The sequence below is a fragment of the Pseudomonas fluorescens genome (genome assembly GCF_902498065.1).
Taxonomy (GTDB): domain Bacteria; phylum Pseudomonadota; class Gammaproteobacteria; order Pseudomonadales; family Pseudomonadaceae; genus Aquipseudomonas; species Aquipseudomonas fluorescens_BJ.
In genome coordinates, this window is the sequence record NZ_CABVIR010000004.1 from 412,613 (window position 1) to 437,254 (window position 24,642).

At 60.4% G+C, this 24,642-nt stretch carries 23 protein-coding genes; 19 read left to right on the top strand and 4 right to left on the bottom strand.

The window, feature by feature from the left end:
• Positions 1 to 75: 75 nt before the first annotated feature.
• The 11 genes from edd to F8N43_RS17875 all read left to right on the top strand — a co-directional run bounded on the left by edd (position 76) and on the right by F8N43_RS17875 (position 13,762).
• The gene (gene edd, locus F8N43_RS17825; RefSeq protein ID WP_150634026.1) at positions 76 to 1,902 is read left to right on the top strand and encodes a phosphogluconate dehydratase; all 1,827 of its coding nucleotides are present in this window, start codon (positions 76 to 78) and stop codon (positions 1,900 to 1,902) included.
• Positions 1,899 to 2,849 (top strand): glucokinase, encoded by a 951-nt coding sequence (locus F8N43_RS17830; RefSeq protein ID WP_150654102.1) that lies wholly within the window; start codon positions 1,899 to 1,901, stop codon positions 2,847 to 2,849. The genes edd and F8N43_RS17830 overlap by 4 nt, the downstream gene beginning before the upstream one ends.
• Positions 2,850 to 3,022: 173 nt before the next feature.
• On the top strand, positions 3,023 to 3,754 hold the full coding sequence (locus tag F8N43_RS17835) for a response regulator (protein WP_150634024.1): 732 nt from the start codon (positions 3,023 to 3,025) through the stop codon (positions 3,752 to 3,754).
• Complete coding sequence (locus F8N43_RS17840; protein WP_150634023.1) at positions 3,744 to 5,213, top strand: ATP-binding protein; 1,470 nt, start codon at positions 3,744 to 3,746, stop codon at positions 5,211 to 5,213. Before F8N43_RS17835 ends, F8N43_RS17840 begins: the two co-directional genes overlap by 11 nt.
• Before the next feature lie 234 nt (positions 5,214 to 5,447).
• Complete coding sequence (locus tag F8N43_RS17845; RefSeq protein ID WP_150654103.1) at positions 5,448 to 6,707, top strand: AGE family epimerase/isomerase; 1,260 nt, start codon at positions 5,448 to 5,450, stop codon at positions 6,705 to 6,707.
• A gap of 117 nt (positions 6,708 to 6,824) precedes the next feature.
• Positions 6,825 to 8,132 (top strand): ABC transporter substrate-binding protein, encoded by a 1,308-nt coding sequence (locus F8N43_RS17850; RefSeq protein WP_150634021.1) that lies wholly within the window; start codon positions 6,825 to 6,827, stop codon positions 8,130 to 8,132.
• 185 nt (positions 8,133 to 8,317) lie between these two features.
• Positions 8,318 to 9,226 carry a carbohydrate ABC transporter permease gene (locus F8N43_RS17855; RefSeq protein ID WP_150634020.1) on the top strand — a complete coding sequence of 303 codons (909 nt, stop codon included), beginning with the start codon at positions 8,318 to 8,320 and terminating at the stop codon, positions 9,224 to 9,226.
• A complete protein-coding gene (locus F8N43_RS17860; RefSeq protein WP_064679357.1) occupies positions 9,219 to 10,064 on the top strand; it encodes a carbohydrate ABC transporter permease in 846 nt (281 codons plus the stop codon). The genes F8N43_RS17855 and F8N43_RS17860 overlap by 8 nt, the downstream gene beginning before the upstream one ends.
• Positions 10,065 to 10,068: 4 nt before the next feature.
• Positions 10,069 to 11,229 carry an ABC transporter ATP-binding protein gene (locus tag F8N43_RS17865; RefSeq protein WP_150634019.1) on the top strand — a complete coding sequence of 387 codons (1,161 nt, stop codon included), beginning with the start codon at positions 10,069 to 10,071 and terminating at the stop codon, positions 11,227 to 11,229.
• Between the two features lie 219 nt (positions 11,230 to 11,448).
• Positions 11,449 to 12,795, top strand: coding sequence for a carbohydrate porin (locus F8N43_RS17870; RefSeq protein ID WP_150634018.1), 1,347 nt, complete (start codon positions 11,449 to 11,451; stop codon positions 12,793 to 12,795).
• Positions 12,796 to 12,907: 112 nt separating this feature from the next.
• Positions 12,908 to 13,762: a D-hexose-6-phosphate mutarotase gene (locus F8N43_RS17875; protein WP_150654104.1), complete on the top strand. Its 855-nt coding sequence runs from the start codon at positions 12,908 to 12,910 to the stop codon at positions 13,760 to 13,762.
• Positions 13,763 to 13,911: 149 nt separating this feature from the next.
• Here the strand turns inward: F8N43_RS17875 and F8N43_RS17885 are convergent, their stop codons facing one another.
• Positions 13,912 to 14,772 carry a MurR/RpiR family transcriptional regulator gene (locus F8N43_RS17885; RefSeq protein ID WP_172825977.1) on the bottom strand — a complete coding sequence of 287 codons (861 nt, stop codon included), beginning with the start codon at positions 14,770 to 14,772 and terminating at the stop codon, positions 13,912 to 13,914.
• 242 nt (positions 14,773 to 15,014) lie between these two features.
• On the opposite strand from F8N43_RS17885, the gene zwf reads away from it, so the two are divergent.
• The 4 genes from zwf to F8N43_RS17905 all read left to right on the top strand — a co-directional run bounded on the left by zwf (position 15,015) and on the right by F8N43_RS17905 (position 18,775).
• The gene (zwf, locus tag F8N43_RS17890) at positions 15,015 to 16,484 is read left to right on the top strand and encodes a glucose-6-phosphate dehydrogenase (protein ID WP_150634016.1); all 1,470 of its coding nucleotides are present in this window, start codon (positions 15,015 to 15,017) and stop codon (positions 16,482 to 16,484) included.
• Positions 16,471 to 17,184 carry a 6-phosphogluconolactonase gene (gene pgl / locus F8N43_RS17895; protein WP_150634015.1) on the top strand — a complete coding sequence of 238 codons (714 nt, stop codon included), beginning with the start codon at positions 16,471 to 16,473 and terminating at the stop codon, positions 17,182 to 17,184. Before zwf ends, pgl begins: the two co-directional genes overlap by 14 nt.
• 17 nt (positions 17,185 to 17,201) lie before the next feature.
• Positions 17,202 to 17,867 (top strand): bifunctional 4-hydroxy-2-oxoglutarate aldolase/2-dehydro-3-deoxy-phosphogluconate aldolase, encoded by a 666-nt coding sequence (locus F8N43_RS17900; protein ID WP_150634014.1) that lies wholly within the window; start codon positions 17,202 to 17,204, stop codon positions 17,865 to 17,867.
• 182 nt (positions 17,868 to 18,049) lie between these two features.
• The gene (locus F8N43_RS17905; RefSeq protein WP_150654105.1) at positions 18,050 to 18,775 is read left to right on the top strand and encodes an intradiol ring-cleavage dioxygenase; all 726 of its coding nucleotides are present in this window, start codon (positions 18,050 to 18,052) and stop codon (positions 18,773 to 18,775) included.
• Between the two features lie 2 nt (positions 18,776 to 18,777).
• Here the strand turns inward: F8N43_RS17905 and F8N43_RS17910 are convergent, their stop codons facing one another.
• Entirely contained in the window at positions 18,778 to 19,959 is a 1,182-nt protein-coding gene (locus F8N43_RS17910; protein ID WP_150654106.1) for an aminotransferase class V-fold PLP-dependent enzyme, read from the bottom strand.
• Positions 19,960 to 19,968: 9 nt separating this feature from the next.
• Positions 19,969 to 20,205 (bottom strand): DUF3820 family protein, encoded by a 237-nt coding sequence (locus F8N43_RS17915; RefSeq protein ID WP_003213031.1) that lies wholly within the window; start codon positions 20,203 to 20,205, stop codon positions 19,969 to 19,971.
• A 203-nt stretch (positions 20,206 to 20,408) separates the two neighbouring features.
• On the opposite strand from F8N43_RS17915, the gene F8N43_RS17920 reads away from it, so the two are divergent.
• From F8N43_RS17920 to F8N43_RS17935, 4 genes are all read left to right on the top strand, one after another.
• Positions 20,409 to 20,876 carry a ferritin-like domain-containing protein gene (locus F8N43_RS17920; RefSeq protein WP_150634010.1) on the top strand — a complete coding sequence of 156 codons (468 nt, stop codon included), beginning with the start codon at positions 20,409 to 20,411 and terminating at the stop codon, positions 20,874 to 20,876.
• Between the two features lie 167 nt (positions 20,877 to 21,043).
• Complete coding sequence (locus F8N43_RS17925; protein ID WP_150634009.1) at positions 21,044 to 23,032, top strand: FUSC family protein; 1,989 nt, start codon at positions 21,044 to 21,046, stop codon at positions 23,030 to 23,032.
• Positions 23,019 to 23,225 carry a DUF1656 domain-containing protein gene (locus F8N43_RS17930; protein WP_150634008.1) on the top strand — a complete coding sequence of 69 codons (207 nt, stop codon included), beginning with the start codon at positions 23,019 to 23,021 and terminating at the stop codon, positions 23,223 to 23,225. The genes F8N43_RS17925 and F8N43_RS17930 overlap by 14 nt, the downstream gene beginning before the upstream one ends.
• Positions 23,226 to 23,235: 10 nt before the next feature.
• Positions 23,236 to 24,099 (top strand): HlyD family secretion protein, encoded by an 864-nt coding sequence (locus tag F8N43_RS17935; protein ID WP_150634007.1) that lies wholly within the window; start codon positions 23,236 to 23,238, stop codon positions 24,097 to 24,099.
• A gap of 43 nt (positions 24,100 to 24,142) precedes the next feature.
• Here the strand turns inward: F8N43_RS17935 and F8N43_RS17940 are convergent, their stop codons facing one another.
• Positions 24,143 to 24,613, bottom strand: coding sequence for a MaoC family dehydratase (locus F8N43_RS17940; protein ID WP_008151121.1), 471 nt, complete (start codon positions 24,611 to 24,613; stop codon positions 24,143 to 24,145).
• Positions 24,614 to 24,642 lie beyond the last annotated feature (29 nt).

Here is a 24,642-nt window from a genome sequence, read left to right on the forward strand (position 1 = left end):
GTCATCCCATCAACAACGGCGCTTGTTCAGCATAGACAATCAGGTCGCCACATCCGTTAGCCTGGAGTTCAACACATGCATCCCCGCGTCCTTGAGGTCACCGAACGGCTTATCGCCCGCAGCCGCGCAACCCGCGAGGCTTACCTTGCGCTCATTCGCGGTGCGGCCAGCGACGGTCCGATGCGCGGCAAGCTGCAATGCGCCAACTTCGCCCACGGCGTGGCCGGTTGCGGCACCGAGGACAAGCACAGCCTGCGCATGATGAACTCCGCCAACATCGCGATTGTTTCGTCATATAACGACATGCTCTCGGCGCATCAGCCGTACGAAGTCTTTCCCGAACAGATCAAAAAAGCCCTGCGCGAAATCGGCTCCGTCGGCCAGTTCGCCGGTGGCACCCCGGCCATGTGCGATGGCGTGACCCAAGGCGAGCCGGGCATGGAACTGAGCCTGCCGAGCCGTGAAGTGATCGCGCTGTCCACCGCGGTTGCCCTTTCCCACAACATGTTCGACGGCGCGCTGATGCTCGGCATCTGCGACAAGATCGTCCCGGGCCTGATGATGGGCGCGCTGCGTTTCGGTCATCTGCCGATGATCTTCGTGCCGGGCGGGCCGATGGTCTCGGGCATCTCCAACAAGCAGAAAGCCGATGTGCGCCAGCGCTATGCCGAAGGCAAGGCCAGCCGCGAAGAGCTGCTGGAATCGGAAATGAATTCCTATCACAGCCCCGGCACCTGCACTTTTTACGGCACCGCGAATACCAACCAGCTGCTGATGGAAGTCATGGGTCTGCACTTGCCGGGCTCGTCTTTCGTCAACCCGAACACGCCACTGCGCGATGCCCTGACCCGCGAAGCGGCGCATCAAGTGACGCGCCTGACCAAACAGAATGGCAACTTCATGCCAATCGGCGAAATCGTCGATGAGCGTTCTCTGGTCAACTCCATCGTGGCACTGAACGCCACCGGCGGTTCGACCAACCACACCTTGCACATGCCGGCCATCGCCATGGCCGCGGGTATTCAATTGACCTGGCAGGACATGGCCGACCTCTCCGAAGTCGTGCCGACCCTGAGCCACGTCTACCCGAACGGCAAAGCCGACATCAACCACTTCCAGGCCGCGGGCGGCATGTCGTTCCTGATCCGCGAACTGCTGGAAGCCGGGCTGCTCCACGAAAACGTCAACACCGTGCTGGGCCACGGCCTGAGCCGCTATACCCAGGAACCATTCCTCGATAACGGCGAACTGGTCTGGCGCGAAGGCGTGACCGACAGCCTCGATGAAACCATCCTGCGCCCGGTCGCGCGTGCGTTCTCGCCTGAGGGCGGCTTGCGGGTGATGGAAGGCAACCTCGGTCGCGGGGTGATGAAAGTCTCGGCAGTGGCACTGGAAAACCAGATCGTCGAAGCACCGGCGATGGTGTTCCAGGATCAGCAGGATCTGGCCGATGCGTTCAAGGCCGGTTTGCTGGAGAAGGATTTTGTCGCGGTGATGCGCTTCCAGGGCCCGCGCTCCAACGGCATGCCGGAACTGCACAAGATGACACCGTTCCTCGGCGTGCTGCAGGATCGCGGCTTCAAAGTCGCGCTGGTGACTGACGGGCGCATGTCCGGCGCCTCGGGGAAAATCCCGGCGGCGATTCACGTCAGCCCTGAAGCGTATGTGGGCGGCGCTTTGGCGCGCGTGCAAGAGGGCGATATCATCCGCGTCGATGGCGTCAAAGGCACCCTGGAGCTTAAGGTGGACGCCGCCGAATTCGCCGCGCGCGAACCTGCCAAGGGCTTGTTGGGCAACAACATTGGCAGCGGTCGCGAGCTGTTTGGTTTCATGCGCATGGCCTTCAGCTCCGCAGAGCAGGGCGCCAGCGCCTTTACTTCTGCCCTGGAGACGCTTAATTGAAACTGGCTTTGGTCGGTGACATCGGTGGGACCAACGCACGTTTCGCGTTGTGGAGAAACCAGCAGCTGGAATCGGTCCAGGTGCTGGCGACGGCGGACCATGCCAGCCCGGAAGAGGCGATTGCGCTCTACCTGAGCGGGCTCGGTCTGGCGTTGGGTTCGATCGGTTCGGTGTGCCTGTCGGTGGCCGGCCCGGTGAGCGGCGATGAATTCAAGTTCACCAACAATCATTGGCGCCTAAGCCGCAAAGCGTTTTGCCAGACCTTGCAGGTCGATCAACTGCTGCTGGTCAACGACTTCTCGGCGATGGCGCTGGGCATGACCCGTTTGCAACCGGGCGAATTCCGCGTGGTTTGTGAAGGTACGCCGGAGCCATTGCGACCGGCGGTGGTGATCGGCCCTGGCACTGGCCTGGGCGTTGGCACTTTGCTTGACTTGGGCGAGGGCCGCTTCGCCGCGTTGCCGGGCGAGGGCGGTCACGTCGATTTGCCGTTGAGCAGCCCGCGGGAAACTCAACTGTGGCAACACATTTTCAACGAGATTGGGCATGTCAGCGCTGAAACAGCGTTGAGCGGCGGCGGCTTGCCGCGAGTCTATCGGGCGATCTGCGCGGTGGACGGTCACACGCCTGTGCTCGAAACGCCGGAAGCCATTACGGCGGCCGGTCTGGCGGGTGATCCGATTGCCCTCGAAGTGCTGGAGCAGTTCTGCTGCTGGCTCGGTCGCGTGGCCGGCAACAACGTGCTGACCACCGGTGCACGCGGTGGTGTGTACATTGTTGGCGGGGTGATTCCACGGTTTGCCGATTTCTTTGTCGAAAGCGGATTTGCCCGGTGCTTTGCCGACAAGGGCTGCATGAGCAATTACTTCAAGGGGATACCGGTTTGGCTGGTGACGGCGCCGTACTCCGGCCTTGTCGGCGCGGGTGTGGCGCTCGACCAGGCTTGAAACCGAGCCGACTGCATCTCGGGCAAGCCCGCTCCCACAGGATTGGTAACATTTTCAGAATGTGAACAAGACCTGTGGGAGCTGGCTTGCCAGCGATGGAACCCTCACAGACACATGGATTCACGATCGATCAGGCATAATCCGCCCAATTCAAACAACAAGGACGCCGCCCCGTGAGCTCAGTCAACAAGTCGATTTTGTTGGTCGATGACGATCAAGAGATACGCGAGTTGCTGGACACCTACCTGACCCGCGCGGGTTTCCAGGTGCGTACCACGCCCGACGGCGCCGGTTTCCGCCAGGCGTTGAACGAGGCGCCGAGCGATCTGGTGATCCTCGACGTGATGCTGCCCGACGAAGACGGCTTCAGCCTCTGCCGCTGGATTCGCCAGCACCCGCGTCAGGCGCAAGTGCCGATCATCATGCTCACCGCCAGCTCCGACGAAGCCGACCGCGTCATCGGCCTGGAGCTGGGCGCCGACGACTACCTCGGCAAACCCTTCAGCCCCCGCGAATTGCAGGCGCGAATCAAAGCCTTGTTGCGTCGTGCGCAATTCGGTCAGGAACGATCCGGCAGTGAAGTGCTGGCCTTCGACGACTGGCGCCTGGACGTGGTCAGTCATCGGCTGTTCCACATCGACGGCGAAGAAGTGATTCTCTCCGGCGCCGATTTCGCCCTGCTGAAACTGTTCCTCGATCACCCGCAGGAAATCCTCGACCGCGACACCATCGGCAATGCCACCCGTGGCCGCGATCTGATGCCGCTGGACCGGATCGTCGACATGGCGGTCAGCCGTTTGCGCCAACGCCTGCGCGACACGGAAAAACCGCCGCGACTGATTCGCACCGTGCGCGGCAGCGGTTATCAGTTGGCAGCCAATGTGGTTGCCAGCAATGGTCACTGAGGTTTTGCGCAAGCTCGCGGCAAAGGTTCCGGTTCCGCGTTCGCTGCTCGGGCGGATGTTGCTGCTGACGCTGCTGGCGGTGTTGTTCGCCCAGGCGTTGTCGAGCGTGATCTGGGTCTCGCAACTGCGCGCCACTCAGCTGGAAGGCCTGGTCACCAGCGCCCGCAGCCTCGCGCATTCGATGACCGCCAGCGTCAGTTATTTTCGCTCGTTGCCGGTGGCGTTCCGGCCACTGGTGCTTGACCAGTTGCGCAGCATGGGTGGCACCCGTTTCGTGGTCACCCTCAACGACAAACCCCTGGGCATGCAAGTGCTGCCGGTCACCCCGCGTAAAGAGGCGGTGCTCAAAGCCGTGGACGAAGTGCTGCGCCAGTCGCTGGGGCAGGACACCGATATCTCGGTGACCTTCGTCAGTCCCGAAGACCTGCGGATCTTCAATGGTGGCCTGAAACTCGACGAGCTGCCGCGTTCCTGGGCGCATTACGCGTTGACGCTGGAACCGGTAAATCCGCCGGTGCTGGTCACGCAAATCCAGATGGCGCCGGGCGAGTGGTTGTACATCGCCTCGCTGTTGCCCGAGCCCTACACCAGCCTTGAAGAGCAAGGCCTGCCGGCGCAGCAAGTCTGGTTCATCGTCCTCACCAGCGGCTTTTTGTTGTTGTTCATCGGCCTGCTGGTGCATTGGCAAAGTCGTCCTCTCAAGCGCTTGGCGCGGGCGGCGCGGGACATGTCCCTCGGTGCTGAGGTCGAGCCGGTGGCGGAGGGCGGCGGCAGTGAAGTGGTTGAAGTAGGGCGCGCCTTCAATGCGATGCGCGAACGTATCAGCCGTTACCTGACTGAACGCAGCCAGTTGTTCAGCGCGATCTCCCATGATTTGCGCACGCCGATTACCCGCTTGCGACTGCGTGTCGAATTGCTCGAAGACGAAAAGCTGCAAGCCAAGTTCGGTCGTGATCTGGATGAGCTGGAGCTGTTGGTCAAAGGCGCGTTGCAATGCGTGAAAGACACCGATATTCACGAGAACATCGAACAGGTGGACCTCAATCATGTGCTCGATTGCCTGGTGGAGCCGTATCTGGCGCCCAATGGCAATGGTCGCGTGACCCAGCAGGGCCGGGCGCTGGCGGCGTATCCCGGCAAGCCGCTGGCGCTCAAGCGCTGCATCGGCAACCTGATCGACAACGCCTTGAAGTACGGGCAGAACGCGCACCTGCACATCGATGACGACGAGAATGCGTTCGTCCTGCATGTCGATGACGAAGGGCCGGGCGTGCCGGAGCAGCGGCTGGAGCAGGTGTTCGAGCCGCACTTCCGTCTGGCCGGGCAGCAGCAGGGGTATGGGTTGGGGTTGGGAATTGCGCGCAACATTGCCCATAGCCATGGCGGGGAAGTCAGCCTGCAAAACCTGCGTGAAGGTGGATTGCGGGTGACGTTGCAGTTGCCGCGTAGTGTTGAATAGTCAGACCGCGTCGAGGCCATCGCGGGCAAACCACGCTCCCACAGGTATCGCATCGGCCGCGAGAATACCGCAGGACCTGTGGGCGCGGGCTTGCCCGCGATGGCGTCAGATCTATCAACAAATTTTTCGAAATGAATGTCACAACTCGGTGACATAACTCGCCCCCTTCGTTACAAGCCCGCCACCGCCCGTTGTTTAGACTGCCCGCAGTCATAACAACAAAAAAGGCACCCCATGGACACCTTCCAACCCGCCTTCAGCAGTTGGCTGAACGCACCGGCCCATCAGCAATGGCTCGCCGCCGAAGGTCTGCGCCTGCTGGCGTTTGCCAAGGCGTCGAAGCTCCCTGAAGGCTTTGGCAATCTCGATGAAAAAGGCCGGCTCCCGGCCAACGCCCATGCCGAAACCATGAATACCGCGCGCATGACCCACAGCTTCGCCATGGCGCACATCCAGGGTCTGCCGGGTTTCGCCGAGCTGGTGGATCACGGCATCAACGCCCTCCGTGGCCCTTTGCGTGACGCCGAACATGGCGGCTGGTTCGCCGCCGCGCATGCTCTTGACGACAACACCGGCAAAGCGGCGTACCTGCACGCGTTCGTCGCCCTGGCCGCCAGTTCCGCCGTGGTCGCGCAACGTCCCGGCGCGCAAGCCTTGCTCGATGACGCAATCAACATCATCGACACGCATTTCTGGAGCGAGGAGGAGGGCGCGATGCGCGAATCCTTCAACCGCGACTGGCGTGAAGAGGAACGTTATCGCGGCGCCAACAGCAACATGCACGCCACCGAAACCTTCCTCGCGCTGGCCGATGTCACTGAAGACAACCGTTGGTTGTGTCGCGCGCAACGGATTGTCGAGCGTGTAATTCATGGTCACGCCGCCGCCAACGACTACCTGGTGGTCGAGCATTTCGACCGCGACTGGCAGCCGTTGCGCGAGTACAACCACGACAACCCGGCGGACGGTTTTCGCCCTTACGGCACCACGCCGGGTCACGGCTTCGAATGGGCGCGACTGCTGCTGCACCTCGAAGCCGCGCGGGTACAGGCCGGAATGCTGACGCCGGGCTGGCTCGCCACCGACGCGCAAAAACTCTTCGAGCATAACTGCCGTCACGGCTGGGATGTCGACGGGCTGCCCGGGATTGTCTACACCCTCGATTGGGACAATCGGGCGGTGGTTCGCCATCGTTTGCACTGGACCCATTGCGAGGCCAGCGCCGCCGCCAGCGCGCTGCTTAAACGCACCGGAGAGGCGCAATACGAACGCTGGTACCGACTGTTCTGGGAATTTTGTGACAGTCATTTTATCGATCGCTGGGATGGCAGTTGGTACCACGAACTCGATCCGCAGAACCGCCCGAGCGCTGATATCTGGGCCGGTAAACCCGACCTCTATCATGCCTGGCAAGCCATTCTGATTCCGCGCCTGCCGCTGGCGCCAAGCATGGCCAGTGCCTTGGCGAGCTCGTCCCAGAGCGGTTCTATGTAACCATGCGGTGACATTCACGCGTCCCTTCGTTACCTGCGAGGGGATGACTCCTGTTTAAAATCCAATGCAGCGCAAGCACCAGACTTGCATGCATAACAACAAGAAAGGTACTTCTAGATGAATGCGATTTCTCGCCTCGCTACTGTCGTTTCTCTCGCGTCGCTGCTTCCCCTCAGTGCATTTCCCCTCAGTGCCCTTGCCGCCGATTCCAAAGGTTCAGTGGAAGTTGTTCACTGGTGGACGTCGGGTGGTGAGAAAGCAGCGGTCGATGTCCTCAAGGCTCAGGTCGAAAAAGACGGCTTTACCTGGAAGGACGGCGCAGTCGCCGGTGGTGGCGGTTCCACGGCCATGACCGTACTGAAAAGCCGTGCAGTCGCCGGTAACCCACCGGGCGTTGCCCAGATCAAGGGGCCGGACATCCAGGAGTGGGGCAGCACAGGCCTGCTCAGCACCGACACCCTGAAAGACGTCGCCAAGTCGGAAAAGTGGGATGAGCTGCTGTCGAAGAAAGTCTCCGACACCGTCAAGTACGAAGGTGACTACGTCGCCGTTCCGGTGAACATTCACCGTGTGAACTGGCTGTGGATCAACCCGCAAGTGTTCAAGAAAGCCGGCATCGACAAAGCCCCGACCACCCTCGAAGAATTCTACGCCGCCGGCGACAAGCTCAAAGCCGCCGGCTTCATCGCGCTCGCCCACGGTGGCCAGCCTTGGCAGGACAGCACCGTGTTTGAAGACGTGGTGCTCTCGGTCATGGGCGCCGATGGTTACAAAAAAGCACTGGTAGACCTGGATCAGAAAACCCTCTCGGGTGCCGAGATGACCAAGTCGTTCACCGAGCTGAAAAAACTCACCGGCTACATGGACCCGAACCGCGCCGGTCGTGACTGGAACATCGCTGCCGCCGACGTCATCAACGGCAAGGCCGGTATGCAGATGATGGGCGACTGGGCGAAAAGCGAATGGACTGCGGCGAAGAAAGTCGCCGGCAAGGACTACCAGTGCGTGCCGTTCCCTGGCACCGAAAAAGCTTTCACCTACAACATCGACTCGATGGCTGTATTCAAGTTGAAAGCTGATCGCAAGGGCGACATCGCCGCCCAGCAAGACCTGGCAAAAGTTGCATTGGGCACGGACTTCCAGAAAGTCTTCAGCATCAACAAGGGTTCGATTCCGGTTCGCACCGACATGCTGAACGAGATGGACAAGCTCGGTTTCGACGCCTGCGCTCAAACCGCCGCCAAGGACTTCCTGGCGGACGAGAAGACCGGCGGCCTGCAACCGAGCATGGCGCACAACATGGCCACTTCCCTGGCTGTGCAAGGCGCGATCTTCGACGTGGTCACCAACTTCATGAACGACAAGGATGCTGACCCGGCCAAGGCCGCTGCCCAACTGGCGTCGGCTGTCAAAGCTGCCCAGTAATCCCTGACACAACCTGTTCCCGGGTGGAATGGGATTGTGTGGGAGCGGGCTTGCCCGCGATGCAAGCGACTCGGTTTTAACTTCGATCCGTGTCGATGCCATCGCAGGCAAGCCAGCTTCCACAGGGTCCAGCTACCACCAGGGATCACCGTGTCGATTCATTTCTCTTCACCTGGATTATCCCGATGAGCTCTGTGGCGGTTTTCAGCAAAGCCTCACCGTTCGATGCGCTGCAACGCTGGTTACCCAAGTTGGTACTCGCGCCAAGCATGCTCATCGTGTTGGTTGGTTTCTACGGTTACATCATCTGGACATTCGTACTGTCCTTTACCAATTCCAGCTTCATGCCGAGCTACAAGTGGGTCGGCCTGCAGCAATACATCCGCCTGATGGACAACGATCGCTGGTGGGTCGCGAGCAAGAACCTCGCGCTCTTCGGCGGCATGTTCATCGGCATCAGCCTGGTGTTGGGCGTGTTTCTCGCGGTGCTGCTGGACCAGCGCATTCGCAAGGAAGGCTTCATCCGCACCGTTTACCTGTACCCGATGGCGCTGTCGATGATCGTCACCGGTACCGCGTGGAAATGGCTGCTCAACCCAGGCCTGGGCCTGGACAAAATGCTGCGTGACTGGGGCTGGGAAGGCTTCCGTCTCGACTGGCTGGTGGATCAGGATCGCGTGGTTTACTGCCTGGTAATCGCCGCCGTGTGGCAAGCCTCCGGGTTTGTGATGGCGATGTTCCTGGCCGGTCTGCGCGGTGTCGATCAATCGATCATCCGTGCCGCGCAAGTCGACGGTGCGAGCCTGCCGACCATCTATTTGAAGATCGTCCTGCCGAGCCTGCGCCCGGTGTTTTTCAGCGCCTTCATGATCCTCGCGCACATCGCGATCAAGAGCTTCGACCTGGTGGCGGCGATGACCGCGGGCGGTCCTGGCTACTCGTCCGACCTGCCGGCGATGTTCATGTATTCCTTCACCTTCAGCCGTGGCCAGATGGGCATTGGTTCGGCGAGCGCCATGCTGATGCTCGGTGCCGTGCTGACCATCCTCGTGCCGTACCTGTACTCCGAATTGCGAGGCAAACGCCATGAGTAATCAACTTGGCAAACCCGCCTTGAGTTTCAGCCGCGTCGCCATCTACGCCACGCTGCTGCTGGCCGCTGCGGTCTATCTGATCCCGCTGGTGGTGATGCTGCTGACCAGTTTCAAGACCCCGGAAGACATCCGCACCGGCAACTTGCTCAGCTGGCCGCAAGTGATTGACGGTATCGGCTGGATCAAGGCCTGGGACAGTGTCGGCAGCTATTTCTGGAACTCGGTGAAAATCACGGTGCCCGCTGTCCTTATCTCCACCTTCATCGGTGCAATGAACGGCTACGTGCTGTCGATGTGGCGCTTCCGCGGTTCGCAACTGTTCTTCGGCCTGTTGCTGTTCGGCTGCTTCCTGCCGTTCCAGACGGTGCTGCTGCCAGCCTCGTTCACCCTCGGCAAGATCGGCCTGGCCAACACTACGACCGGTCTGGTGCTGGTGCACGTGGTCTATGGCCTGGCGTTCACCACGCTGTTCTTCCGCAACTACTACGTGAGCATTCCGGATGCGCTGGTCAAGGCGGCTCGCCTGGATGGTGCGGGCTTCTTCACGATTTTCTGGAAGATCCTGCTGCCGATGTCGATCCCGATCGTGATGGTCTGCCTGATCTGGCAGTTCACCCAGATCTGGAATGACTTCCTGTTCGGCGTGGTCTTCGCCAGTGGCGATGCGCAGCCAATCACCGTGGCCCTGAACAACCTGGTCAACACCAGCACCGGGGCCAAGGAATACAACGTTGATATGGCCGCCGCGATGATCGCCGGGCTGCCGACACTGCTGGTCTACATATTCGCTGGCAAGTATTTCCTGCGTGGGCTGACGTCCGGCGCGGTCAAGGGGTAGAAACATGGCAACTCTCGAATTACGCAACGTCAACAAAACCTACGGCGCCGGTTTGCCGGACACCCTGAAAAACATCGAACTGAAGATCGATGACGGTGAGTTCCTGATTCTGGTCGGCCCGTCGGGCTGTGGTAAATCCACGCTGATGAACTGCATCGCGGGACTTGAAACCATCAGCGGCGGCGCGATTCTGGTGGATGACGCTGACATCAGCGGCATGAGCCCGAAAGATCGCGACATCGCCATGGTGTTCCAGTCCTACGCGCTGTACCCGACCATGAGCGTGCGCGACAACATCGCCTTCGGCCTGAAGATTCGCAAAATGCCCACTGCCGAAATCGACGAAGAAGTCGCCCGCGTCGCCAAGCTGTTGCAGATCGAGCACCTGCTGAGCCGCAAACCCGGTCAGCTCTCCGGTGGTCAGCAACAGCGCGTGGCGATGGGCCGTGCCCTGGCGCGGCGGCCGAAGATTTACCTGTTCGACGAACCGCTGTCCAACCTCGACGCCAAGCTGCGCGTCGAGATGCGTACCGAAATGAAACTGATGCACCAGCGCCTGAAAACCACCACGGTTTACGTGACCCACGACCAGATCGAAGCCATGACGCTGGGCGACAAGGTGGCGGTGATGAAGGACGGGATCATCCAGCAGTTCGGCACGCCGAAAGACATCTACAACAACCCGGCCAACCTGTTCGTCGCGAGCTTCATCGGTTCGCCGCCGATGAACTTTATCCCTCTGCGTTTGCAGCGCAAGGACGGACGCCTGGTGGCTCTGCTCGACAGCGGTCAGGCGCGTTGCGAATTGCCGTTGGGCATGCAGGACGCCGGCCTGGAAGACCGCGAAGTGATCCTCGGCATGCGCCCGGAGCAGATCGTGCTGGCGGGCAGTGAGCCGAACGGTTTGCCGACCATTCGCGCCGAAGTCCAGGTCACCGAGCCGACCGGTCCCGACACGCTGGTGTTCGTCAATCTCAACGACACCAAAGTCTGCTGCCGCCTGGCGCCGGACGTCGCACCGGCCGTGGGCGAGACCCTGACGCTGCAATTCGATCCATCGAAAGTGTTGCTGTTCGATGCCAAGACCGGGGAGCGCCTGGGGGTGGCCGGTCTGCCTAAAACCGAAGTGCACAGCGCCAACGTGACCCAGTTCAAGGGCCGCTGAAGATCAAAGGTGGGAATGGGGTTGTGTGGGAGCTGGCCTGCCAGCGATAGCATCAAATCGGTTCGACGTTAAACCGAGTCGTTTGCATCGCCGGCAGGCCAGCTCCCACAAAAGCCTGGTCCCACAGGGGGATATGCGCTGAGCGGCCTGTCGCTCTTCGCAACTGATGTAACCGCGTTAGATAAAAACAGTTAATAACAATAAAACGAGGATGTAGGGATGAAGAAGAACAAAAACGCTCAGCTTATCTGCCAGTTGTCGGCGATTGCGGCAATGATGCTGGCCGGTAGCGTGCACGCGGCTGACGCGTTCAGCGCCGATTCCGAATGGATGACCGGCGATTGGGGTGGTGAGCGGACCAAGCTGATCGAGCAGGGTATCGACATCAAGATGGACTACGTCGGTGAAGTGGGCGGCAACCTTCACGGCGGCTACAACAACGACAAGACGGCGCGTTACGCCGACCAGTTTGGCCTGGGCGTGGCTCTGGACCTGCAAAAGTTGTGGGGCTGGGATAACACCCAGGCGAAGATCCAGCTGACCAACCGTAACGGCGAAAACATCTCCAATGACCGTGTCGGCGACCCGCGTGCCGGCACCTTGAGTTCCTCCCAGGAAGTCTACGGTCGTGGCCATATGGTCCGTCTGACCCAGTTGTGGATCAAGCACCAGTTCCTCGACGGCAAACTGGACGTAAAGGCCGGTTACTTCGGTGAAGGCGAAGACTTCAACACCTTCCCGTGCGAGTTCCAGAACCTGGCGTTCTGCGGTTCCCAGGTGGGTAACTGGGCGACCAACATCTGGTACAACTGGCCGGTTAGCCAGGCGGCGGTCCGCGTGAAGTACAACATCTCGCCTGAGTTCTATGCGCAGATCGGCGCGTACAACCAGAACCCGTCGCAACTGGAGCACGGTAACGGCTTCAAGCTCAGCGGCAGTGGTACCAAGGGCACCGTGTTGCCGGTCGAACTGGTGTGGTTGCCGAACCCTAACAACCTGCCGGGCGAATACCGTGTCGGTTACTACAAAAGCACGGCCAAGGCCGATGACGTTCGTGAAGACGAAAACGGTGCTGATGCGGCCACCAGCGGCAACGCTTACCGCAGCCACAGCAGCAAGTCCGGGTACTGGTTCGTGGCGCAGCAGCAGCTGACCGACCACAACGGTGACAAGAGCCGCGGCCTGACCGTTTCGGCCAACGCCACGTTCCACGACAAGGACACCAACATCGTCGACAACTACCAGTCGCTGATGCTGGTGTACAAAGGCCCGTTCGATGCCCGTCCGAAAGATGACGTTGGTATCGGTGCCGCCCGTATCCATGTCAACGATGACGTGAAGAAAAACGCCGAGCTGGTCAACGCCTCCAACAATGTCACTGACTATCAGGATCCAGCGTTCTCGCCACTGCGTAACACCGAGTACAACTACGAGATCAACTACGGCTTCCACGTTACCAACTGGCTGACCGTGCGTCCCAACCTGCAGTACATCACTCACCCGGGCGGTGTGGATGAAGTCGATAACGCGCTGGTCGCCGGGGTGAAAATTCAGTCGGTGTTCTAACGCTGTTGCGATAAGCTCCTCTCTATGTGCGCATTTTTGCGGACAGCCCAGGCTGTCCGCTTTTTTTTGGGGCGGCGCCCCCCGGTAAAGATGATTTTCAGGACCGTGGCACATGCATGAGCATCCGCTACAACGCTTCTTCAAATCCTTGCGCGAACGTCCGGTGTTTGCGTGGGAGCGCTATCAGATGCGCGACGTGTTGGTGATCGATCATCGGCTGTGTCAGGCGGTGTTCAGTCGTCAGGGGGCGCAGTTGCTGCACTTCCAGCCCAAGGGCCAGAAGCCCTGGCTCTGGTGCGCGGCGAAGTGGCCGCACGTCGGTGCGATTCGCGGCGGTGTGCCGGTGTGCTGGCCGTGGTACGGACGGCATCCGAGCGAAAACGCCTGGCCGTCCCATGGCTGGGCACGGTTGCTGGACTGGAAACTCCTCGACAGCAGTCATGACGACGATGGCGTGCGCCTGCACTGGCAACTGCAGTTGTGCGACTGGCAAGTAGACCTGCATGCCCACCTTGGCGAACGCATGGAGTTGCGCCTGAGCACCGAGCATCAAGACAGCCTGCCGTGCCAATTGAGTCAGGCTTTGCACGCCTATTGGCGTATTGGTGATGTCGGTGAGATAGCGCTGTCTGGGCTCGATGGGGCGCAAGGTTATGACCAGTTGAACCGCCAGGTTTGCCAGCAGGAAGGCGAGTTGCGGGTGGAGGGCGGCTGTCAGCGAGTGTTCCAGCATGACGGCGAATTGCAGCTCAAGGACCATGCCTGGCAGCGGGAATTGTGTATCGATACCGGGGACACCGCCGACACGGTGGTCTGGCATCCCGGGACGCGGCCGCTATTGGGCGTCAGTTGGAACGAGATTTCCGAGTTTGTCTGTGTGGAGGCGGCGAGCGGCGGGACCGATAGCTTGAGCCTGGCGCCGGGGCAGAAGGCGCATTTGAGTTTGCAGGCAAGGGTCGGGGCTTAGCTCAAATTCTGCGGTGTTGCACCGGGCCTCATCGCGGGCAAGCCCGCTCCCACAGGTTCGGTGGCAGTCGCAGGTTTTGTGCTCGACACGGACACTGTGGGAGCGGGCTTGCCCGCGATGAGGCCAGATCAGGCTATGAAGATATTGGCCTAGTTGAACTCATCCCCCACCGGATACCTGCTCGCATTCAAACTCTCTTTGATCTTGCGCAAATGCGGTTGGAAATCCACACCGCGGCGCAACGTCATGCCGGTCGCCAGCACGTCGAGCACAGTCAACTGAATGATCCGCGACGTCATCGGCATGTAGATGTCGGTGTCTTCCGGCAATGGAATGTTCAGACTCAGCGTACTGGCCTTGGCCAGCGGTGAACCTTCGGCGGTCAGACCGAGCACCGAAGCACCGTTTTCCCGGGCGATACGCGCCACTTCCACCAGTTCGCGGGTACGACCGGTGTAGGAAATGATCACGAACAACTCACCGGTGTGGGCCACCGACGCGATCATGCGCTGCATCAACACATCCGCATGGGCGGTGACGGCCAGGTTGAAACGGAAGAATTTGTGCTGCGCGTCGAGCGCCACCGGGGCCGAGGCGCCGAGGCCGAAGAAGTGGATCTGCCGGGCCTGGATCAACAGGTCGACGGCGCGGCTGATCAGGTTCGGGTCGAGCGCCTGCAAGGCACTGTCCAGTGAGGCGATGGCGCTGCCGAAAATCTTCTTGGTATAGGCTTCCGGGTTGTCGTCGGCCTCGACCGCACGGCTGACATACGCCGCACCACTGGCCAGGCTCTGGGCCAGTTGCAGCTTGAGCTCCGGGTAGCCGCTGACGCCGAACGAACGGCAGAAACGGTTGACCGTCGGCTCGCTGACCTTGGAGGCCTGGGCGAGGGCGGCGATGCTGAACCGGGTGGCCTGCTCTGGGTTGAGCAGGATCACTTCGGCAACTTTGCGTTCTGCCTTGTTCAGGTCTTCAAGGCGATTCTGGATCTGTTCCAGTAAATTTCGCACGCGGTCCATATGGTTTCCTAGGTTCGCCTACAAGAGTGCTCTGCGATGCAAGCAAGCGTGCTGCTATGCAAATTGGGACTTTGATACTGCCCCAAACGGTGGCCTATCCTACTGATGGCTCCGACCGACCACCACTCGGAATCTGTATTTTGCGAAAATGTTGTGGTTATTACTACATTTTTGCTTGAGCGATGCCTTGAAAAAAGGTATTTGTAGCTTAACTTGATAAAAGAACAAACATCATGCCTTCGATTACGGTTGAACCGTGCACCTTTGCCTTGTTCGGCGCGCTTGGCGATCTGGCCCTGCGCAAGCTGTTTCCTGCCCTCTATCAACTCGATGGTGCGGGCCTGCTGCACGAAGACACGCGCATCATCGGGCTGGCCCGTGAGCCCGGCAGTGAGCAGGAGCATCTGGCGTTCATCGCTGCCGAGCTGCGCCGCTACGTCGGTGCCAAAGAGCTGGATGAAGCGGTGGTCGAACGCTTTCTGGCTCGCCTGACCTATCTGCACGTCGATTTCCTCAAGTCCGAAGACTATGTGGCCCTGGCCGAAATGGCCGGCAGCGCTCAACGAGTGATTGCCTATTTCGCCACGCCAGCCGCCGTTTATGGCGCGATCTGCGAGAACCTGGCGAAGGTCGGCCTGGCCGAGAACACCCGTGTGGTGCTGGAAAAACCCATCGGCTCGGACCTCGAATCCTCGCGCAAGGTCAACGACGCCGTGGCGCAGTTCTTCCCGGAGAACCGCACCTACCGCATCGACCACTACCTGGGCAAAGAGACCGTTCAAAACCTCATCGCCCTGCGTTTCGCCAACAGCCTGTTCGAAACCCAGTGGAACCAGAATTATATTTCCCACGTGGAAATCACCGTGGCCGAAAAGGTCGGGATCGAAGGCCGCTGGGGCTACTTCGACAAGGCCGGTCAGCTGCGGGACATGATCCAGAATCACCTGCTGCAACTGCTTTGCCTGATCGCCATGGACCCGCCGGCCGACCTGTCCGCCGACAGTATTCGTGACGAGAAAGTCAAAGTGCTCAAGGCGCTGGCGCCGATCAGTCCGGAAGGCCTGACTACCCAAGTGGTGCGCGGCCAGTACATCGCCGGTTACAGCGAAGGCAAACCGGTTCCCGGCTACCTGGAAGAACCGAATTCCAATACCCAGAGCGACACCGAAACTTTCGTTGCCCTGCGGGCCGACATCCGCAACTGGCGTTGGGCCGGCGTGCCGTTTTACTTGCGTACCGGCAAGCGCATGCCGCAGAAACTGTCGCAGATCGTCATCCACTTCAAGGAACCGTCGCACTACATCTTCGCCCCCGAGCAGCGCCTGCAAATCAGCAACAAGCTGATTATCCGCCTGCAACCGGACGAAGGCATTTCCTTGCGCGTGATGACCAAAGAACAAGGCCTGGACAAGGGCATGCAGCTGCGCAGCGGTCCGTTGCAGCTGAATTTTTCCGACACCTGGCGCAGCGCACGGATTCCCGATGCCTACGAGCGGTTGTTGCTGGAAGTGATGCGCGGCAATCAGAACCTGTTTGTCCGTAAAGATGAAATCGAAGCCGCGTGGAAGTGGTGTGACCAGTTGATTGCCGGGTGGAAAAAATCCGGTGATGCGCCCAAGCCGTACGCGGCCGGGTCCTGGGGACCGATGAGCTCCATTGCTCTGATCACGCGGGACGGGAGGTCGTGGTATGGCGATATCTGATTTGCAACTGCCGCAGGGCGTCAGCGCCCATGCGTTCAAAAGCCCGGTGCTGCTGGCCGAAGGCCTGGCACTGAAGGTGGCCAGGCAATTGAGCGACGCGATTGATGCTCAAGGCACGGCCACGCTGGTGGTGTCCGGCGGACGCAGTCCGGTGGCGTTTTTCCAGCACCTGGCCAAGCAGACGCTGGACTGGTCGAACGTGGTGGTCAGCCTGGCGGACGAGCGCTGGGTGCCGGTTGAACATGCCGACAGCAATGCCGGTCTGCTCAAGCGTTACCTGTTGCAAGGCCCGGCGGCCAAGGCTCAGTTCCTGAGTCTGTACAGCGCCAGCGCGAACCTGGAACAAGCGGCCGAACAGGCTGATCGCTTGCTCGCCGAGCTACCGGCGATTGACGTGTTGGTACTGGGCATGGGCGATGACGGTCACACCGCGTCGCTGTTCCCGAACAGCCCGAACCTGGCCGATGCCTTGAAATCCGACGGCAAACGTCGTTGCTACCCGATGCTGGCGCCGACCGTACCGCATCAGCGCCTGACCATGAGTCGCGCGCTGCTGGCTTCGGCCAAACACACTGTTCTATCGATTTCCGGTCAGTCCAAGCTGACCACCCTGAGTGCCGCATTGGCCGGTGACGATGTCGCCGCCATGCCGATTCGCGCGTTTCTGCAACCCACGTTAGAGATTTACTGGTGCCCATGAGCCAAGGAACAGCCGCTATGACAACCCCATCCCCGACCGTTTCCATGGCGGACAAAGTTGCCCTGATCGACAGCCTCTGCGCCAAGGCGCGGATTCTGCCGGTGATCACCATCGCTCGTGAACAGGACGTGCTGCCGCTGGCCGACGCCCTCGCGGCCGGTGGCCTGACAGCCCTGGAAGTGACCCTGCGTTCGCAGTTCGGCCTCAAGGCCATCCAGATCCTGCGCGAGCAGCGTCCGGAATTGGTGACCGGTGCCGGCACCGTGCTCGATCGCCACATGCTGGCCGCCGCAGAAGCCGCCGGTTCGCAGTTCATTGTCACGCCGGGCATCACCCGTGACTTGCTCGAGGCCAGCGTCAGCAGCCCGATTCCGCTGTTGCCAGGCATCAGCAACGCCTCGGGCATCATGGAAGGCTACGGTCTGGGCTATCGCCGCTTCAAGCTGTTCCCAGCGGAAGTCAGCGGCGGCGTCGCGGCAATCAAAGCCTTGGGCGGTCCGTTCGGCGAAGTGAAATTCTGCCCGACCGGCGGTGTCAGCCCGGCTAACATCAAGAGCTACATGGCGTTGAAAAACGTGATGTGCGTGGGCGGTAGCTGGATGCTTGATCCGGAGTGGATCAAGAACGGCGACTGGGCCCGCATTCAGGAATGCACCGCCGAGGCCTTGGCGCTGCTGGACTGATTTGCTTTTACCCAACACTTCGTTGTGTGTTCTACGGCTTTACGGTGCGCTTGGTCGGTGCACCGTTTTTTTTTGCCCAACGAAAAACCATTCTCCTGCAGGACATCACGCGATACATAGTTACCGCCTCTCGCCGCTGATCCAGCGTTAACCTGCGTTCATCTTATGGAAGAGAGAGCGTCATGGTCGCCACCCCCCCAGTTGCATCCCCACCGCCGGCTTACCTGCTGTCACCCGAACAGATCGCCGGCCCGTATTTTCGCAACCCGAAACTGATCAGGCGAAACATCAGCGAAGGCCTGGACGGGATTCCGTTGGTGCTGCGGCTGACGATCATCGATGCGATGACCCATGAACCCGTCAACGGGGCCATCGTTGATATCTGGCATTGCAATGCTCGCGGCGCCTATTCGGGGTGGAGCAAAATCAACCCGGACAATGAAGTCGACGTCGGCGATATCGGCGCGATTGCGCGTACCGACGACGACACTTATCTGCGCGGCGGGCAGTTCACGGACCCAAATGGCATCGTGCGCTTTACCACGATTTATCCAGGGTTCTATGCCGGCCGCGCGCTGCACATTCACGTCGCGGTCCGAGTCACCGCCGGCAACAACTATCTCGAAGAGCGCCACGTCGCCTGGGTCGGCCAACTGTACTTTCCCGAAGTGGCCTCGCGCTCGGTGCTCAATGCCAGGGAGTACCGTGGTCGAACCGTCACCGCGCTGACCAACGACGAGGATTACTACTACGCCACCATGGGCGGCGAAGCCTCGACCCTGAACGTTCACACCCTCGGTCGAGATTCGAAGGAAGACGGCTTTTTTGGGCACATGACCATTGGCATCGACACGTTCGCGGCCTCATCACAGATCAAACCGGAGGACTTCGACAAGTACACCGTGTGACGTCAGCGCAGTTCGTTCAGTGCCGTGCTCAGCGTGTCCATGTCTGCTGCGGTAGTGGTCAGCCCCGGCGTGATGCGGATGCACGGGCCACTCGCTGCACCGCTACGCACCACGGTAAACAGGTTGTAGTCCTTGAGCAGCCGCTCGGCCATCGCTTGTTGGTCGGCATGCCGGGTAAAGCGCATCGACGTGATGCCGCAATACAGTTGCGGGTCGTCCGGGGTCATCACGTCGATGCCCGGCAAGTCACGCACGGCGCTGACCCAGCGGTTGCGCAGGTAATTGAGCCGGGCGCCCTTGGCGGCGGAACCGCCCATCGCCCGATGCTCTTCGAACACCAGCGGCAGGGTCAGCAGCGCCGGAATGTTGGGCGTGCTGTATGGCGTGCGGGCGCGAATGTCGGTGACCGGGAAATGCATTTCGCCCATGTCCGGGTCGATGTCGGCGAGGCGCTCCGGGGCGATGTAGATGAAGCCCAGGGTCAGCGGCGCACCGATCCATTTGTGCAGGTTGAAACCGGCGAATGCGATGCCGAGGTCATCGAGGTTGAACTCGATCTGGCCGAGCGCATGGGCGCCGTCGAGAATCACGTCGATCCCGTGTTCCCTGCCGGCGGCAGCAATCGCCCGCACCGGCATCACCAGACCGGTGCGGTGAGTGACGTGAGTCAGGGCCATCAGTTTGAGCTTTGGGTATCGCACGAAGGCGTCGCGGTAAGTCGCCAGCAAACTGTCGAAACTGGCGGGGTGTGCATGTTCGATCTCGATCACTTCCACGCCGCGATGCCTGGCCAGCCAACGCATCGCGCCTTTGACCGTGTCGTATTCCAGATCGCAGATCAGTACCTGGTCACCGGGTTGCAGGCGATTGTAATTGCGGATCAGCGATTGCAAACCGTCCGAGGCGTTGCGGGTGAAGGCGACGGATTCGGCCGTTACGCCCATCAGGTCGGCGAGCTGCGCGCGAACCTGTTCGTTTTCACCCTGTTCGAAACGCTGGCGCACATGCACCGAGTTGCCGCGGTTGATGAGTTCGATGTTGTGCTGGTATTCCTCGACCACCGTGCGCGACATGCGACCGAAGTAACCGTTCTCAAGGTTGATCGGGCCGGGTTCGACGGCATAGCGGTCGGCAAAGGTTTGCCAAAACAATTCATCACGGGCGCGGCGGGTGTTATCGGGCATAGGGACGGCTCAGTGGCGGGGGGCGGGTTTACCGTGCTTGGCGCGCAGCGGTTCAAGCAGCTCCGACAAGCCGTTGTGATCGATTTCCTGCATCAGGGCCAGCAGTCCGCCCAGTTCGCCATGGGGGAAGCCTTCTCGGGCGAACCAGTTCAGGTAGGGGCCGGGCAGGTCGGCAATGATGCGGCCCTTGTATTTGCCGAAGGGCATTTCGCGGGTAATCAGCAGTTCGAGCTTTTCAGGGTTCATCAGTCAGTCGTCTTGAATCGGTCAGTCTGGAAAATACAGGCATTCTGCATGCAGGCCAATTGACAGATCATGCAAATAACGCGGATACAGATTTCAGCTATAAAGTTAAGTGATTGAAATATAACGAATAAATTATCAATTCAAAGCTGGCATGCAGGGTGCAATAGCTATTGCATCTTTCATCAACCCGTGAGGAATTGAAAATGACCGACATGAATAAAGAAGCGATCTCGGTACTCAACGACCTGATTGAAACCAGCAAAGATGGTCAGGAAGGGTTCAAGACATGCGCTGAAGACATCAAGCACCCAGAACTGAAAACATTGTTCATCACTCGCTCCGCCGACTGCGCCACTGCGGCCTCTGAACTGCAAGCAGCGGTTCGTTCGATGGGCGGCGATCCGGAAACTTCCACCAGCGTCAGTGGTGATTTGCACCGTCGCTGGGTCGACGTGAAGGCGATGTTCACCGGCAAGGATGAAGAAGCCGTGCTGAACGAAGCCGAGCGCGGTGAAGACCATGCGCTGAAGGCTTACAAAGAAGCCATCGAGAAAATCAACAAGCACAACCTGGTGGGCATTCGTGACCTGGTTGAACGTCAGTACCACGGCGTGCAACGCAATCACGATCAGGTGAAAGCCCTGCGTAACCAGGCTCGCGCACGCTCGTAAGCGCATAAAGTCTGTCAAAAACGCCAGCTAGCCTGGCGTTTTTTTGTGCCCGGGTTTTAGCGCTGGACGCCTGATAGATAGCCAGCTAATAATTTGATTCAAACGGATCATTCAATGACTTGGATGAACCCGACTATCGTTAAATCGTCCTTTCAAGAGTGTTTTTCGTGCCTATCACTTTGCAGGCTTTATTCGCGCCTGACCGCCGCGCCTTGCAGTTCGCGATCAAGACGCTGATCGGTGGCGGCCTGGCATTGTGGCTGGCATTGCGCTGGGGGCTGGAGCAACCGGCGTGGGCGCTGATGACAGCGTTCATCGTTGCTCAGCCGTTGTCCGGGATGGTGGTGCAGAAGGGCTTGGCGCGGCTGCTGGGCACGCTGATCGGGACGTTCATGTCGGTGGTGTTCATGGGCCTGTTCGCCCAGACGCCGTGGCTGTTTTTGCTGGCATTGGCGTTGTGGCTGGGGTTGTGTACGGCGAGTTCGACGCTGTTGCGCAGTGCCTGGTCTTATTCATTTGTGCTGGCCGGTTATACGGTGGCAATCATCGCGTTACCGGCCATCACCCATCCGCTGACGGTGTTCGACCAAGCCGTGGCGCGCTGTACGGAAATCTGTCTGGGCATTCTCTGCGCCACCGCCGCCAGCGCGCTGCTGTGGCCGATGCGGGTCGAGCGGCAATTGGCGGACCAGGCACGCGCCGCGTGGCACAGTGGCATGAATGCCGCACGCGCCACCCTGGCCGGCGATGGTCAGGCGCGCAAGGGCTTGCTGGAAATCCTTGGGCGCATCGTCGCGGTGGATGCCCAGCGCGAACATGCCTGGTTCGAGGGCGGGCTGGGCCGGCAACGAGCGCGGGCCATCAGTGGGCTGAGCCAGAAGCTGTTGATGCTGCTACGCATTGCGCGATCGGTGCGGCGGCAGTGGAAGCAACTTGAAGCGCAGGAAACCGCGCAGTTGCTGCCGTGGATGACCGAGGTTCAAGAAGCGCTCGCCAGCCCGGACACCGCAACGTTGCAAGCCTTGCGCCCGCGTTTGCTCGATGCCAGCCATGACCCGCAGATCAGTTCCGCGCAGAGTTACTGTCTGGTCCGTTTCGCCTTGTTGATGGATACCGCGATGGCGGCGAACGCAGCATTGACTGCGGTGGAGGAGGGCAAGGAAACCGTCGACCCGCCGCGCACGCTGACACCGCACCGCGATCTGTCATTGGCGCTGGTGTTCGGCGCGCGTAGTGCCCTGGCGTTTCTGGTGGTGTCGTGTTTCTGGCTGGCCACCGCGTGGCCCGCCGCCTCGGGGGCGTTGCTGTTGACCTGCGTGGTGTGCAGCCTGTTCGCCAGTCGCGAAAACGGCGCGCAAATCGGCATGAGTTTCATGCGCGGGATTTTTCTGGCGATCCCGGCGGCGTTTTTCGTCGGGCAGATTTTGCTGCCGCAATGGAGTGGTTTTGCGCTGCTCTGCATGGGCATGGGCGTGCCGTTGTTTTTCGGCGCGCTGGGCATGGCCAGGCCGCAGATCGGCGCCACGGCGACGTCGTTCTGTCTGCATTTCATCGTACTGGTGTCACCGCTCAACGCGATGAAATTCGACGTCGCGACGTTCTTCAACAGCGCTCAAGCCATGGTGGTGGGTGTCGGTGCGGCGGTGCTGGCGTTTCACTTGCTGATCCTGCGCAACCCGACGTGGCACGGTCGGCGCTTGCTGGCGGCGACCCTCGGCGACCTGGTGCGCCTGACCCGGCGTAATCTGCGCGGTGCCGAAAGCTGGTTCGGCGGACGCATGGCCGACCGCTTGCTGCAACTGGCGCGGCACTACCCGGAACTGCCGGAACCGGCGCGCAGTCGCTGGGACGACGGCTTGCTCGGTCTCGACATTGGCGACGAGCTGCTGCACCTGCGCTTGAGTCTGGCGGTGGCGCAGGCTCCGGTCAGTGCCGCGCAGCGGCGGTATCTCGAGCAACTGGAAAATGTCCTAGAGCAAGGCCCGGCCGGCCACTGCGCGGATGCGCTGGAACACCCCAGCGAAGAATTCTTGAAGACCTTGTACGCATTGCCGCCCAGTGACGCCGTGAAACTGGCCCAAGGCGCGGTGCTGCAATTGCAGAACAGTTGGCGCACGTGGTGCCACCAACAGGAGCAAAGCCATGGGCTTGCATGAATGGTCGGTGGGCGGCGTGCTGCTCAGTCCTTTTCTGATTTATGTGCTGCTGGCGTTGCTGGTCACCGGCGCCTTGCGCCTGCTGTTGCGCCTGACCCCGGCCGGTCGCTGGATCTGGCACGAAGCGTTATTCGATTGCGCCTTGTACGTCTGTGTATTGACCTTGATCACCGTCGTCCTCGGACCTTTATAAGGAGTTGAACATGCGTACACCCGTACGTGTCGCGGTTACCCTGTGCCTGGTGGCGCTGGCGATTTTTGCCGGTTTCCATTTGTGGCAGTACTACATGCTTACACCGTGGACCCGGGATGCGCGGATTCGCGCCGACGTGGTGGTGATCGCCCCGGATGTGTCGGGCTGGGTGCGTGAGCTCAAAGTCTTCGACAACCAGGCGGTGAAGGCCGGCGATCTGTTGCTGAGCATTGATCGCGACCGTTTCGAAGCTGCGTTGGAGAAGGCGCAAGCGGTGGTGCAGACCCGTCAGCAGCAACTCAATCTGCGCGAGCGCGAAGCCAGCCGTCGCGCCAGCCTCGGGCCGCAAGCGATCAGTGCCGAGCTGCGCGAGAACGCGCAAATCAACGCTGGCATCGCTCGTGGCGAACTGCGTGAAGCTCAGGCCGAAGCCAAGGTTGCCGAACTCAACCTCGCCCGCAGTCAGGTCCATGCGCCACGCAGCGGTCACATCACCAATCTGCGTCTGGCCCAAGGCAACTACGTGAATGCCGGGCAACCGGTGATGGCGTTGATCGATGATTCAACGTTTTATGTGCAGGCGTATTTCGAAGAAACCAAACTGCCGCGGATTCGCGTCGGCGATCCGGTAAAGGTCTGGTTGATGAGTGCCGGAGAGGCGCTGGAAGGGCATGTGGAAAGCATCAGTCGCGGCATTACCGATCGCAATACCACACCGGATGGGCAGTTACTGGCGGAGGTGGAGCCGACATTTAACTGGGTCAGGCTGGCGCAGCGGATTCCGGTGCGAATCAAACTGGACCAGGTGCCCGAGGGGATCAATTTGAGTTCGGGGATGACGGCGAGTGTGCAGGTGCAGGAAGGGCCAAAATAACTGTAGGAGCGAGCCTGCTCGCTCCTACAGAAGTGCGCAGGGTTCAGCCGATGCTGATCGCCGGCAGGGTCGGCAACGTCACGGTCTGCTGCTTGCGCGGTGCCAGAATCTCCGCCTCACCATCCACCACCAACTCATCGCGCTGGTTGAACACGCGTGTGGCAATGCGCACACGAAACTTTGGCAGCTTCTCAAGAATCTCCAGGCGCACCGTCAGCGTGTCGCCAATCTTCACCGGCTTCTGAAAACTCATCTGCTGACCGATATAAATAGTGCCCGGCCCTGGCAACTCGCAGGCAACCGCAGCACTGATCAATGCGCCACTGAACATGCCGTGCGCGATACGCTCCTTGAACATGGTGCCTGCGGCGAATTCGGCGTCCAGGTGCACTGGGTTGTGGTCACCCGACATGGCGGCGAACAACTGAATGTCACGCTCTTCGACCGTCTTGCTGTAGCTGGCGGTCTGGCCGACTTCGAGGGCTTCGTACGGGGTGTTGGTAACCTGGGTCATCTGTTTCAATTCCTGTGACAAATAAAAAA